The sequence below is a fragment of the uncultured Microbulbifer sp. genome, from assembly GCF_947489355.1.
Lineage (GTDB): Bacteria > Pseudomonadota > Gammaproteobacteria > Pseudomonadales > Cellvibrionaceae > Microbulbifer.
Genome location: NZ_CANLDD010000073.1, coordinates 1 through 13,212, shown reverse-complemented (window position 1 = coordinate 13,212; position 13,212 = coordinate 1). Strand labels below are relative to the sequence as shown.

12 protein-coding genes and 1 pseudogene are annotated in these 13,212 nt (G+C 47.7%); 7 read left to right on the top strand and 6 right to left on the bottom strand.

Translation table 11 applies throughout. The annotated features are described in order from the left end of the window. Nucleotides 1-238 precede the first annotated feature (238 nt). From Q1A48_RS19060 to Q1A48_RS19050, 3 genes are read right to left on the bottom strand one after another with little or no spacing between them, the layout of a single operon-like run. A complete protein-coding gene (locus Q1A48_RS19060; RefSeq protein ID WP_299948106.1) occupies nucleotides 239-3,328 on the bottom strand; it encodes an efflux RND transporter permease subunit in 3,090 nt (1,029 codons plus the stop codon). Between the two features lie 5 nt (nucleotides 3,329-3,333). Continuing rightward, nucleotides 3,334-4,452 (bottom strand): efflux RND transporter periplasmic adaptor subunit, encoded by a 1,119-nt coding sequence (locus tag Q1A48_RS19055; protein ID WP_299948104.1) that lies wholly within the window; start codon nucleotides 4,450-4,452, stop codon nucleotides 3,334-3,336. 25 nt (nucleotides 4,453-4,477) lie between these two features. After that, nucleotides 4,478-5,206 (bottom strand): TetR/AcrR family transcriptional regulator, encoded by a 729-nt coding sequence (locus Q1A48_RS19050; RefSeq protein WP_299948102.1) that lies wholly within the window; start codon nucleotides 5,204-5,206, stop codon nucleotides 4,478-4,480. A 277-nt stretch (nucleotides 5,207-5,483) separates the two neighbouring features. On the opposite strand from Q1A48_RS19050, the gene Q1A48_RS19045 reads away from it, so the two are divergent. From Q1A48_RS19045 to Q1A48_RS19025, 5 genes and pseudogenes are all read left to right on the top strand, one after another. Beyond that, a complete protein-coding gene (locus Q1A48_RS19045) occupies nucleotides 5,484-6,125 on the top strand; it encodes a DnaB-like helicase C-terminal domain-containing protein (protein WP_299948100.1) in 642 nt (213 codons plus the stop codon). Nucleotides 6,126-6,264: 139 nt separating this feature from the next. Further along, on the top strand, nucleotides 6,265-6,654 hold the full coding sequence (locus Q1A48_RS19040; RefSeq protein WP_299948098.1) for a PaaI family thioesterase: 390 nt from the start codon (nucleotides 6,265-6,267) through the stop codon (nucleotides 6,652-6,654). 749 nt (nucleotides 6,655-7,403) lie between these two features. After that, nucleotides 7,404-7,845: pseudogene (gene tnpA / locus Q1A48_RS19035) on the top strand (IS200/IS605 family transposase). 440 nt (nucleotides 7,846-8,285) lie between these two features. Next, entirely contained in the window at nucleotides 8,286-8,996 is a 711-nt protein-coding gene (locus Q1A48_RS19030) for a hypothetical protein (protein WP_299948096.1), read from the top strand. 200 nt (nucleotides 8,997-9,196) lie between these two features. Next, nucleotides 9,197-9,352, top strand: coding sequence for a hypothetical protein (locus Q1A48_RS19025; RefSeq protein WP_299948094.1), 156 nt, complete (start codon nucleotides 9,197-9,199; stop codon nucleotides 9,350-9,352). Nucleotides 9,353-9,610: 258 nt separating this feature from the next. Here the strand turns inward: Q1A48_RS19025 and Q1A48_RS19020 are convergent, their stop codons facing one another. From Q1A48_RS19020 to Q1A48_RS19010, 3 genes are all read right to left on the bottom strand, one after another. Next, nucleotides 9,611-9,853, bottom strand: a complete 243-nt coding sequence (locus Q1A48_RS19020) for a hypothetical protein (RefSeq protein WP_299948092.1) — start codon at nucleotides 9,851-9,853, stop codon at nucleotides 9,611-9,613. 103 nt (nucleotides 9,854-9,956) lie between these two features. Next, the gene (locus Q1A48_RS19015) at nucleotides 9,957-10,499 is read right to left on the bottom strand and encodes a hypothetical protein (RefSeq protein ID WP_299948090.1); all 543 of its coding nucleotides are present in this window, start codon (nucleotides 10,497-10,499) and stop codon (nucleotides 9,957-9,959) included. 14 nt (nucleotides 10,500-10,513) lie between these two features. Further along, on the bottom strand, nucleotides 10,514-11,110 hold the full coding sequence (locus Q1A48_RS19010) for an AHH domain-containing protein (RefSeq protein WP_299948088.1): 597 nt from the start codon (nucleotides 11,108-11,110) through the stop codon (nucleotides 10,514-10,516). A gap of 343 nt (nucleotides 11,111-11,453) precedes the next feature. Here Q1A48_RS19010 and Q1A48_RS19005 point away from each other — a divergent pair, with 343 nt between their 5' ends. Together Q1A48_RS19005 and Q1A48_RS19000 are read left to right on the top strand one after the other, a co-directional pair. Next, the gene (locus tag Q1A48_RS19005; protein ID WP_299948086.1) at nucleotides 11,454-11,717 is read left to right on the top strand and encodes a hypothetical protein; all 264 of its coding nucleotides are present in this window, start codon (nucleotides 11,454-11,456) and stop codon (nucleotides 11,715-11,717) included. Next, on the top strand, nucleotides 11,710-12,354 hold the full coding sequence (locus Q1A48_RS19000) for an SOS response-associated peptidase family protein (protein ID WP_299948084.1): 645 nt from the start codon (nucleotides 11,710-11,712) through the stop codon (nucleotides 12,352-12,354). The genes Q1A48_RS19005 and Q1A48_RS19000 overlap by 8 nt, the downstream gene beginning before the upstream one ends. Nucleotides 12,355-13,212: the final 858 nt, after the last annotated feature.

The following is a 13,212-nucleotide window of genomic DNA, read 5'->3' as shown; positions in this document are numbered from 1 at the left end:
GAACGTTAGTTCCGTACAGACCGCTTTGAGCGGTTCACGATTAAAGCCACCGGCTTTGCCGGTGGATATTTACTAAAAATGCCTTTAAGAGATCCCGGTACGAAGAAATGCTACATAATCGAACAGTGATGTACCTGTATATATTCGAACAGATTGATAACCTTGCTGTCACGATAAACAGTAGCCCAAAGGGTATTCATGTACCATCAAACCAGAGTAAACGGCGATCACTATTGCATCATCTAGTAGGGTTGTATGCTACCACTCCTTCGTCGTTAAACTTGACGACAGTTTCCCCGGTTGCTTGTTCCTGATAGGTGTTGAGTGTGTCGCCGAACAGTATATAGATACAGGGCAGAATAAAAAGTGTGAATAGGGTGCCGATCACCATACCGGCGACGAGAATAATCCCGATTGAATTGCGTGCTTCGGCACCGGCACCGGTGACCAATACTAACGGGAAATGACCAACCACAGTTGCGAGTGTGGTCATCAGGATAGGTCGTAGTCGCACCGCGGCAGCTTCAATAATCGCTTCCAGTTTCATCAAGCCCTGCTGCTGCAGTTCGTTAGCAAATTCTGTGATCAGGATGCCGTTCTTTGCAACCAGGCCCACCAAGGTAATAAAACCAATCTGGGCGTAGATGTTGATTGTTGTAAGACCCAGAAAACTAAACAGCATGGCCCCGGAAAGTGCGAGTGGTACGGAGCCAAGGAGCACAACAAGGGGAGCGCGGAAGCTGTTGAACTGGATTGCCAACAGTAGGTAGACCAACGTCATTGAGATTAACAGTACAGAGACAAAGCTTGTGCCTTCAGCGCGTAATGATCGTGATATGCCAGCATAGTCAAGCGTATAGTTGTTGGGAATAATGTCCTTGGCGGCCGCCTCTAATGCCGATAGGGCCGCATCAGTCGTGGTGCCCGAATGGATGCCACCCATAATCTTGAACGAGCGTAATTGGTTGAATTTTCCGAGTGCACGTGGGCCAGTGTCCCGCTCCAACGTGGCGATCATGCGAACAGGCACCAGATCGCCTGCCGGTGTCATCAACTGGAGGTTGAGTAAGGTGTGGGGATCACTGCGGGCATAACCTTCCACCATTGGAATAACTCGATAAGACTTGCCGTTGGCGTCAAAACGATTGACATCCTGATCAGAAATCAGCGCTGCTAACTGAGCACTGACCTGCTGTACATTTAAACCGAGATCGGCAATGCGATCATGGTCGAGCTGCAGGCGGACTTGGTGCTGGTCGATATGCAGGTCGGTCTGGACGAACGTGAAGTGGCCACTTGCATAAGCTGCGTCGATCAGAGGTGCAATATACTGTGCCATCTCATCGTAAGTATCCGGGCTTTGAATGACCATCTCTACATCAAACTGCCCGGCAGCTGGCAATGCGCTGGGCATGACAGGTAATACACGCAGGCCTGTGATACCAGACATTTTCTGAAATACAGAATCACGTATTTCCTGAACAGTAAAATCCCGGTCGGTATAGTCAATAAACTCAATACCGGCAAAACCGCCTGATGGTGTCAAGACCTGCCACATTTGCGAAAAGCCAGGCAATTCAGTGGCGATCTTTACCACGTCCTGCATGTAATTACCAGTGTATTGAACATGCGCCTCTGGTGGCGATTCGATGATGACCAGGATACTACCCTGGTCTTCTACCGGTGCCAGTTCCTTGGCAGACAACAGGAAAAACGGGATAACCAACAAACTAAGAAAGAATGCCATGAAGGTTACTTGAGGGCGCCATACGAGTATGCTGGTCAGGAGAGTGCGGTATACATTGCGTACGCGATCAAAAATAGAATTCATAAAGCGTGAACCCGCAGATTCCTTACCCTTATCTGCACACACTTGGGCGCTCATAATCGGGGATAGCGTGACGGCCACCACCCCGGAAATCAGAACAGCGATCGCGAGCGTAAAAGCAAATTCCCTGAACAGCGCTCCTGTTAAACCGCTGACAAACCCGATGGGGATATAGACAGCAGCCATTGTGAGTGTCATCGCAACGATTGGCGCAAAAAGCTCTCTTGAGCTTGTGAGGGCGGCTTCGAGGCGGGACTTGCCAGTGCGCATATGGCGTGCGACATTTTCGACCACGACAATCGCATCATCTACCACGAGACCAACGGAAAGGACAATTGCAAGTATTGTTAACAGGTTGAGCGTAAAGCCTATCGCATGGATTAGACCAATGGCCCCCAGGATTGAAATCGGGATAGTCACCAGCGGTACGAGCGATGTGCGGAACGATCCCATCAGCAGCAAAACAACCAGGCCGACGAGCAAAACGGTTTCGAGAAGTGTTGTCACGATCTCCTTGAGCGCATTACGCATATAAATGGTTGCATCAAAGGCGATCTCAATATCCAGCCCTCTGGGTAGCGTTGCATTGACTCTCTCTAGACGTTTGTAGAGTTCATCGCCAATTTCGATGGCGTTGGCGCCGGGGAGACTCCAAACGGAAATAAAGACGGTCTCTGCCTGGTCGACACGGGACAGGTCATCACCCCGATCTTCGCCAAGTTCAACCCGAGCAATGTCCATAAGGCGTATTAATACACCCTCCCGGTTGCTGACAATTAATCGCTCAAAGTCGCCCACACTGCGCAGTGTGGCATTGGATTGAAGGCTGATTTGTTGCCCTGCGTTTTCGGTTTTACCGATTGCCGCGAGTACATTATTGTTCGACAATGCCTGAAGAACTTGGTCTGCGCTGAGACTCAGGACGGCCAGGCGGGCCGGGTCAAGCCAAATCCGCATCGCCGGGTCGCGACCCCCTTCCAGAGCAATGCGTTGGATACCTTCGATCGAAGCCAATTGTGGCTGCACATGACGCGCTAAATAATCGGTTATAGTCGACCGGGACCACCCTTCGCTGTTCACATTTAAATAAAATAATGCTTGTGGCTGATCAGAGCGGCGCACAGAAATAGATGGGTCGAGTGCATCATTGGGTAATTCAAATCGAATCTGGTTCAGTCTTGAGGTCAGCTCTGCCAGCGCTTCGCTACTGTTTTCATTTAGCTTCAGCCATACAGCTACGTTGCTTAGCCCAGCTGTGGTGGTAGACTCGACATAGTCAACACCAGGAATGGTCATCGCAGTCCGCTCGACTGGATCGGTGACAAAGCCCTGGACGACATTTGGCGAAGCACCTGGATAGGCGGTGGTGATCAGGATATTGGCACTTTCAAGCTGGGGGAACTGTACAACAGCGATTTTAAAGGCTGCGAAACCACCAGACAGGAGTAAGACAACCGAGATAACGATTGAGATAACCGGGCGTTTAGCGAAAATATCCACTTCAACTACTCCTGCTTTGTACTGGTGAGATCTGGCCGATCACCGATTTGTGCGAGCATGCCCGGGTACAACTTGAAAGAACCTGCCGTGGCTACCAAGTCATCATTGTTCAAATCACCCACAACGAGCGCGCTCCCCTGTTGCCCGCTTTCCACAGAAACAGCGATGCGCCGCGCCCGATAGAATCCGGTTTTTTCATGCTCCGGATCAAGGGCGAAAACAAATTGACCCTCCCTGTCACTACGAATGGATTGAACAGGCAGTGCCGACAATAACTTGGCTTGCCCAACAGGCACCTCGACTTCGACGGATGCGTTATGGATAAGTTGTTGTGCGCCTTCTGTCACAAGGGCGCGATACAATCGGCTGCGTGACCCAGCTGTAATCGTTGAGTCACCAGCAATAATGGTTGCATTGAGATAAACGCTATTGATTTGATCATGTGAACCTACCAGTTGTGCGCGGACTATGGTTCCCATAGCGAGTTCGCCGTAAAACTGCGGTAAACTGAAATCAACCCACATCTCCTTCTTACTGCCAACCAGGGTTGTGATTTCGGTATTGATGTTGAGGTATTGACCAACTTCAAGCTGGTGGATGCCAATCACACCATCAAACGGTGCACGAATTGTTCGTCGATTGATGATGCTGCGAGTCGCCGCAATATCGGCTTTGATTACGTTCCAATCTGCAAGCGACCGCTCAGTGGTTTCCTCGCTGACGACATCGGACTTGCGTAATTCAACACCACGCTTGTAGACAGATTCAGCAAGCTTGGCGCGAACTTCTCCGGATGTGAGGTTGGCCAGCTGTTCGCTGATATCAAGCTGGAGGATGACATCGTCCTTTTTGACGGTGGTCCCGGATTGAAAATTAACGGCAGTAATATAACCTGGCAGCTCATTGCGCAGAGTAACCTGTTGCGGCGCAACCACCACTCCGAGCGCAGTAACCTTGGGGACATGTGTGGTGGGTTTAGCCAGTGCCGCTTCAACGGTTTCGAAATATTCAGGTCGTTCCTTTACTGCATCAATGGCTGCTTTGATTTCAAGAAATTTATAAGTGCCAAGCCCGCTCACAACCACACCAGCCACTGTGAGAATGGTTATCCATCGTGAAATCATCGCAATAGCTCCGAAAATAGATTTATCACCGGTAGCCTCGCTCTGTTAGTAAGGCACTTGCTTTTTTAATGCCCTGATTTTCGAGTGGTTTTTTCCAGGGGAAACTATTGATGAGTCGTTGTGCGCCATTTAAGAGCACATGGTTGTCGGGGATTGGGAATGGCAACTTGGCTGTGACCTTGTGTTGTTCGAACGCAAATCGCTGATACGCGACCTGCACAAACCCCACATGCATGGACCACAAACTAACAGAAATGGTGTCGAGCATTATTTCCCGGTCATTGTCATCGGTGATGAGTTCACCGGTATCACAGGCTAGAACCATGGCAGCCCTGAATACCTGCCCGATCTCGGTATTGATACGCCTAAGTTTCTCGATCCAGCCGCTTGAAGCGCGTTGAAGCACAGCTTGGTTACTGACAAGCATCTTCAACTGTGCCCCAAATGGATAGTGGTGGAACTTGTCGGACATTAGAAGCATGGTCGCGACCAGCCGTTCAGGCGTGCTAAGCGGCAGATTCATCACATCCTTGAAAACATTGCGTTCATAGGCAAAAGCGCGTGTTGACAGTGCGACCAATACATCTTCCTTGGATTGCACATGCTTGTAGATCGAACCCATTGACAGGCCGGCTTCCTTGCTAACTGCTGCCATCGTGAAGTCGAGAATTGAGCTTTGTTCTATGCATTTCGCTGCTGCTTCCAGGATCATAGCTTCCTGTTCGCCGGCACTTTTTGTGAGGGATCGCGGCATCAGTGTTCTCCAGTATCTCGATTACGATCAGGAATCATAGTTTACGATCAATATTCGAATAATATTCGAATAAAATTAACATGTCAATAGAGAAATATAAGAATGGCGTGATAAGCAAAGGCTTTGAGATTGCCAGCTTCAGTTCCTGAGATTCTGGGGCTGGTTAACAATGGTCAGATTCTGAGCAAAGGGGCGGGGCCTGAAGCGTGGGGATTGCCATGAGCCAGCGCAGGCCATCTATGTTCAGCGGTTTATGGCGATAGTGGAGAGGTGTGGGTTGACGTTCCCGCAGGGGGGGGCAGCCCAGATTCTGGCTCTTTTAGAAAAGTGGGGGTCTCTCAGTACCGGTAAAACCGTGTTTGCCATGCAGGTGGCTGCGCACAATGCGCTCAATGGGGGCCGTGCCCTGGTTTTCTCCCTGGAAATGAGCCGCCGTGAGCTTTACCGCCGGCTGGTGGGCATGATTGGGTGCATCCCCATAGGGCTCGCCGATTCCGACAATTTGTTGGTTAATCGAGATAGGGGGAATGATGTCAATGAAATCAGCATTCGCGAGCGATTGTGGGAGTGGTCCAGGGCCTACCCTGAGCGTGCGGGGGACTCAGTGAGCTGGCCCTGTATGGCAGCATTTGGGCGAGGGATGCTATCAGGGCGCAGGGAGAGTCCGGTACCGATAGATTGCGAGAGGGCAGCCCTTACGGATGCCGCAGTATTGGCTTACCTGAATGTGATTGCCAGACGCCAGGATAAGGAGAAGGTCACGCTGGAGTGGTTGGTTTTTTGGTTTCGGTATTACTACCGGTGGGAGATGCAGGATGTGTGCAGAAAGGCTGATCAAAGCAAAAGCTGGGTAATTAATATGTGCAAAGTCATTGAGGGAACGATGGAGGCGCTTTATTTGGCGGAGAATGCTGCATAACTGTATTTAAATACAGCCATTGGCTATTGACAGTGTACACCTCTACACACTAACCTGTGCAAAGCTGCCGGAGTTATGTGCAGGGGTTATTCTGTATAAATTAATGTCATCTTAGTGGCCTAATAAAAGAGGACAGTCCGTGGGAGATATTCTCCGTCTGGCAAAAGAAATATTTGATGCTCAGGCATTCACACAATTTTTGCATGCTGAACTCTATCATGCCGATAAATCAAGCGTAGAAATCAGGCTTCCCATCACACCGGAACTTTTGCAGCAGCATGGTTTCGTACATGGTGGTGTGCTTTCTTATCTTGCAGACAATGCAATCACTTTTGCAGGCGGTATGGCCTTGGGTGGAGATGCTCTGACATCAGAGTTCAAAATTAACTACATCAAACCCGCGAAAGGAAACTATCTCAGCGCACATGCCAAGGCCATAAGTGCCGGCAATCGGTTTGCCAGTGCGAAATTAAAGTTGTTGAGGATGGGTCGATTTTATTGTGTGCTATTGCTCAAGGTACAGTCGTAAAAGTATCTAGATAAGCTCAGATCAAATCTTTTATACCTCCTTGAAGGGCGGGGTTTTCCGACCTTGATGAAGGTGTCAAGCTAGAAAACCAAAAATAAATTGCTTAATCTGAATTACTGTATTTAAATGCAGGCTGTATATATTGACGGCCTAGGCATGAAGATGCTTATTCAGCTAAGCTGCCGCGAAGTATGCGCAGCGGGACGATGCCCCCCTTTTGAAAGCCCCGCCTGATTAATCCGGCGGGGCTTTTTTGTGTCCAAAATTTTGACTATTTTCTCCAGGGCGCCCCTATGAATGAAGTCCTCAGATGCTTTGCGGTAGCCAAGCGCTGGAACAGGTGGATTCTCTATAACAATTTCCAGTTAAAGCATGTGGCGGTACGCCCTGATGATTTTAATCGAAGGGGTTTCCTCAAGACTGGTTGGGGATTTCAGTTAAGCCGCTGAGTCAAGAATGATTTATCATCAATTACCACTGTTTGGCAAACTGCAAAAACAAGGTGAAGTACTGATTCCCGTGGGGTGGCGCTGGTTGGGTGATGTTAGAAATATGGTTGGATCTCGTGTCGATAGGCAGCTAGATACGAGTTGAATTCGTACGTATGTACTGAATTTATGTAGTTTGATGTAGAAACCCACGTCCTTAGGGCGTGGTTATGAGTAATCGGCTTTGCCTGTTACGAAAGAGGCGACCCATGTTACTCATAGGTTCGAGTTGTCCCCACAATTCGAGCGAAAGGAAATAACATGAGCCGTTTTGAAAAGCTAACGCATGTTCTGTGGCATTGCCAATACCACATTGTTTGGGTTCCCAAGTACCGCTATAGAGTACTGAAGGGGGCCGGTTGCACAGGAAGTGTACAACTGCATTCAGGTGCATTGCAGTCAGCTACGTTGCAGGGTGGTAGAACTTAATGTCCAAGCAGACCACGTGCATCTTCTCGTGAAAGTGCCACCGAAGGTGTCAATATCAAAGCTCTTGGGAGTCGTGAAAGGTAAAACGGCCCTGAGAGTGTTTACGCGATTCCCCTATCTTCGAAAGAAGCCGTATTGGGGGAACCATTTCTGGGCAAAGGGATACTGCGTGGATACGGTCGGTGTTGATGCCGACATAATACGCAAGTATGTAAAGTATCAGGAGAAGCTCGAACAACGACAGTCCCAGTTGGATCTGCAGCGAAACATATAGATTGAGATATCTCGCGGCCAGCCTTCTGAGAGGGCTGGCTTTATAGCCCCCTTTTAGGGGGCAGAGGGCAATTCCGCATTCTAAGAATGTAGATTTTTAGTTGTGATGAATTGCGTAGGGATGGATGGCAGGTGCAAAGATATTGTAATTAAGAAAATAACTAGAATTCCTTATAGCACTATTTTTTCGAGAAAATACTCAACTTGGTACTATTCAGTTGCTTTCAGGCGTTAACTGAAAATTTTCACTCTAGTGCTGAACTGGGTTAGCTATGCTTGTATTCTTTCTTGTGAGGAAAATATGAAAGGAGATTGATCTGTAATTAAGAATTTATTTGTGCTTTTGAAATGTGTAAATTTATAAATTATTTTCTAAAATTAGAATTTATATAACTTTCCAAAATTTGATTTTTGAAATTACAACAAGAAATGTTAATAATCATGAAGAAATTTTTTTCTGGAATCTTTGTTCTATTGGTGATCTCTTCCCAAAGCTTTTCTGCTACACCATTTGCATATGACTATTGCAGTAATCTTGGACTTAAAGGCGACACATCCAAGGTGAAAGGAGATAGGTATGTTTTAGTTGGAGCCACTAAGACCTATGAGCACGAACATAACCTTCTAGCCAGTGGCACTGTTCGCTTCGATACTTTGGAGGGCTATGCGGGATCTGATAGCTACAGTTTTCAAGATTTTAAGATGGTTGCGAAAAAACGTATCACTTTTCCAAATCGTGGTTCAAACTATGTGTCGTTAACTATTCCAGTCGAGGAGTTGGGCCTGAATAGTACATTATGTAAAAATATTAATGTTCAGTCTGCACCAACAATTTCAAAGAAGGCGTTAAGCCAAGACGGTAGAATTTATGCTGAAGTAAATAGTACATATGATACTTTTTCTAAAGCGATTGTTGAGGGAGTAGGAGTTACATATTCATGGCTCTTTTATAATCTAACTTACCCAAGTGTGCAATACGAAAGAGTAACTACGAGTCCGTCCGTAAGGATTTCTGTTGATTACGGAGGTACTTACCTTGTTTCGGCATCCATAAATGATGGTGTATATTCAAAGGGTGTTAATTTAGGTGAGATTAGACTTCCACGCGGTCCAGGCCCATGTGACCCGACTTGTACTCACCCTGCTGATTGATTAGTTTGTTAACTCCCTAAAGCCCGCTCAGTACGGGCTTTTTCGTTTCTGGTAATCCCATGTTTGAGAACGCCTACTTCACGGAAGAGGAGTTGTCCTGCCGCTGTTGCGGGAAACGCCGTAAGCGATCAAGTAACCCCATCTGAAAGACCGAACAGCTTTTCTCTACTCTCCTGATTTTTAACGATCAGGAGGTTTAAATGGCCACTCAGAGTAAATCCGATTTCTGGCAGCAGCACATCAGTGCCTGGAAGAACAGCAATCTATCCCAAGCAGCCTACTGCCAGCAGCGTGAGCTAAAGCTCAGCACCTTCACCTATTGGCGCAACAGCAGAACAAGCCCCGGCCTAAGCTGATGCCGGTATCACGGGTTTTTCTTGTTTGATGAGTAGGCAATCTTCTGTATTTGCTGGAATTATTTTGAATAAATGTGGGGGGGTAAATACTCATCTGGCTGTCCAGTGGGTTGTAATTCGTGGCAGCAAAAGAATACAAGAGTTCTCTCGATTTTGGATATAAATGATAAGTTGATTTGACATCCTCCCCCAGCGAACTAGCTGGGGGGTGTCAAACGTCAAGAAAGTAAGTTTGGACAGGGTTTGTTAGTGCAGGTCTTATTCTTGTTCAGCTGTACAGTTAACTTGACGTGTTTTTTCGCCTGCCTGAAATGAGCTACAAATATGCCGTTTATTGTTGCATGTCGCAATCCAAGTCGTTGAGATCCAGCCTCGCTTTTTTTCTGATATTGCAATTGCCTCTGGAACGCAGCCAATTTGACCCGCTGAAATGGCTTCAAAGCTAGCACATCCAGAAAACATTAAAATAACTGGTGCCAAAATTGCAATTTGTAGCCTCATTAGTCTTCTCCTCATGTAAATATTTTTATGCCCCCCCCTAAAGGACGGGGAGGAGGTCAACAGACCTTGCCGATTGGGTCCACCTATTGGATGTTCTTCCGTGTTAATAGTGAGTTAGATTTGTACTGAATAGCAGACCGTCAAGCTTTTCAGATTCAACCACAGTTTTAAAGGCACTGGTGCAGTAAATGCTGATATAGGATTCCTTAGTCCTGAAGACAGGCACCTCTTTAAGCTTATTTTGATCAAACGCAATGCCGGAAAGTAAGTTGCCTTTTCTTTTTACAGAGCCGGGCACTACTGCGTCAAGGTCTTCAGCGATTGTTAGTGGATTGAATAGATAAAACTTGGCTCCTTGGTATGTGCAAGGAAGAAACTCCCCGAAGGATTTCAGCATATCTTCAAGAATCTTGTAGGCTGCTTCGTGAAGTACGAGGTAGTTTTGCCACTTGGAAAGTGTAGGAATCACAGGAGAAGAATCACATACCTTTATACTCAACTCCAGCGGTACCCAGTCATTAGTGTACGACTGCGGCTGTGTGAAAATGATAAAATCATCATCCCCGCGCTTATCTTCAACCTCATCAGGATCGAAGTACACGGTCATGTAGTTATCATAATCTTCAAATACTTGATAGATTTTCATAGTGTTTCTTAAGCCTAGAGTTTATCTGCAGGCAGCATCACAAAGCTGGGAAAACTAGAGAACTTCAGATCATACTCTATTCCCTTAAGAAGAGTTTCTACAGCCTGTCCGGTAAGGTTGCTTACGTCCAGAGTATCGAACTCAAGTCCAAGCCATTGGTAATAACCATTCCTGTGTATTCGGGAGTGGGGCACAGCACTTGGCATTTTGGGATGTGGAGTATCAGCCGTTCTCCTTGGGAGCCAAGTTCCATTTCTTATATCATCTATCCTGATACTGACTCGAGCCAGGATACCTCTTTGCCGAGTGGCTTTTGGGTGTGCCCCAGAAACTATTGCATGGGCATCACAATTCCCACCGGGGTGAGGCTTCCCATTTTTTTCCATGAATTTTCCGAGACGGGCAGAGTCGTGTTCTTCGCTCCTCAGCTCCTTCCTTGACATGGTGACAGCTTCTTGACGGTATTTGTCGAGGGTTTCTTCAACCTGCTCAACGACCTTTAGGGCCATATAGTCCGCCTTGGTGATATCCTGCTTTGAAGCGAACATATCAATGGCCACCTCGCGGCGGTCTTTTAGATAGTAAGGTTTTGGCTGTTCGTAATGTCCCATTGCTGTCCCTGCTCTGCTATCACTGAAAGAAAAGAATACAGGAGCCAGAAAAGGGAATAAATATACACGCTATGACAGATTGCTCATTCTTCCCGAAAACTGAAATAATTCAGCGTGCTAACACGTTAGCACATACAAGTCTGCACATTTTTTGAGCGAAGAAAAGCGCTGTCGGCCACTCCTCCCCACGCTTGCCGGTTTTGGGCTTTTGTATCTTTATTAAACTATACCGCGAAATCACGGTCCGCAATTGCTAATTGCCGGGGGTGTGTAGACAGCTTGACAAAGCGTTGATATGCATGCTTATACTGTATATATATACAGTCTTCTGTAAGGGATAGGTATGCGACCCAAGACTATAATTATCGATGGTGAGCCGATTGTAATCAGCCGTCGGCCTTCTATTCATGACAACCAGCCAATGTATCAGATACGGCTTTTGAATTACCTGGATTACCATGGCACCTATTCTGCTGCTGTAGGCTGCAATCTGCGTGCAGCCATCACGGAGGGGTTGGAGCTTCGCCGGGCTGTTATGAAGAGTATTCGGTTGGCGAAAGAGCCCGGAAACCATGACAGTGACAGGGGAGGCGATATCGATGTGTAGTGTATTTGACGTGGCCAATCACGCCGGCATGGAGCGCTTCCTGAAGGAGTACGGAGTACACCATCCGAAACGCATGCTGTATGGCCGCCGCAGGCGGCCCACCCAGGATGTTTCCATTGTCACTGCCCGGCATGGGGAACCGGAAGTGGAAGCCGCAATCTGGCACCTGTATCTGGAGCGCGACGGCGACAATTGGAAGCCGCACCGTAAATACTGGTCGATCAACAGCAACTGGCAGAAGCTAGGCAAGCGCCCCGAGTACCGCAAATCCCGCTGCCTGATCCCCGCCACCGCCTGGGTGGAAAGCCAGCACGGTAAGAACCCGGTGGAGTTCAGCTACGGCCAGCCTTTTTTCTTCTGTGGTCTGTACAAGACCTGGGGCAATCTACTGAGTTGCGCCATCATCACCCTCGGGGCACACCCGAAGACCAGACAATATCACGAGAAATCCCTGCCCATGGTCGCGCCCGCAGACAAGGATTTTGTGGCCAATTGGTTGAGCGGTGGAGAAGATACTGCCCCCTTTGAGCCCTACCTGCACCCGCATATCGAGTACGCCGGGCATCCCCTGACGGTGAGGCCGGTGGTAAGGGCTACCTCTACGGAATACTCTGGTGAACAGCAGGAGCTTTCCTGACCTGAACCTCGCAAGACATCCCTCGCCATTGTCCGATCCACAAAGCTGCCAGATCCTGCCCTTAAATTACCATCCTGGGTTTTCAATTCTCTTCATCGCATAGCAAAGCCAACAGTGCTACCGCTTTTTGCTTTGGAAGCGACAAACTCAAGATAATTCAGGCACTTAATCAGCTGGCATGCATTGATCTGTATATTTTTTGAACGCGGAAAAGGGCCTGCGATCACTCCTCCCCACGCCTGCCGGTTTTAGGCTTTCCTTTACCCAGTGAAATTGGAAAATACCGCAAACCCCCGCCAGTTGTGGGCTGTAGCGATTTTCAAGATTTCACAAAATGAACACTTTTGAAGAGAAGTGAAGAGATTTTTCACAGGCCAAAATGGCCGAAAGCCAGTAACCACGGGGTTTTCCAGCAGGTGAGAGAAGTTTTGTATGAGATCAGACCAGAGGGTAGGGGGGGTGAAACGTGCGTTGACACTTTGGCGAGATTTCCCTCTCCCTCACTGGGGAGGAATTACAAATTTCTCGCTAAGTACTTGATTTTATTGGTGCCCGAGGCCGGACTTTTTATCATATTCGCCAGGATTCTCCACGAGAATCAGACGCTATCAAATTGTTGATTTCAAAGGTTTTTTTTCATTTATTTCTCATCAGTAATTGCCAGCCACATGCAGTTAGTAGCAAAATATTGCACCAAATTTGCACCAAGAGAAGAGTCGGTGGCAACAATCATTCAGCGTGGAAAGGCATGGCGCGCTCAAGTCAGATTACGTGGTCAATCTGCTAGGGGCTGTTCCCGTTTGGATGTAGCCTATTGATTTGTAAGAGCAAGCTCGCATTGTTGAGGTTCTAACACAA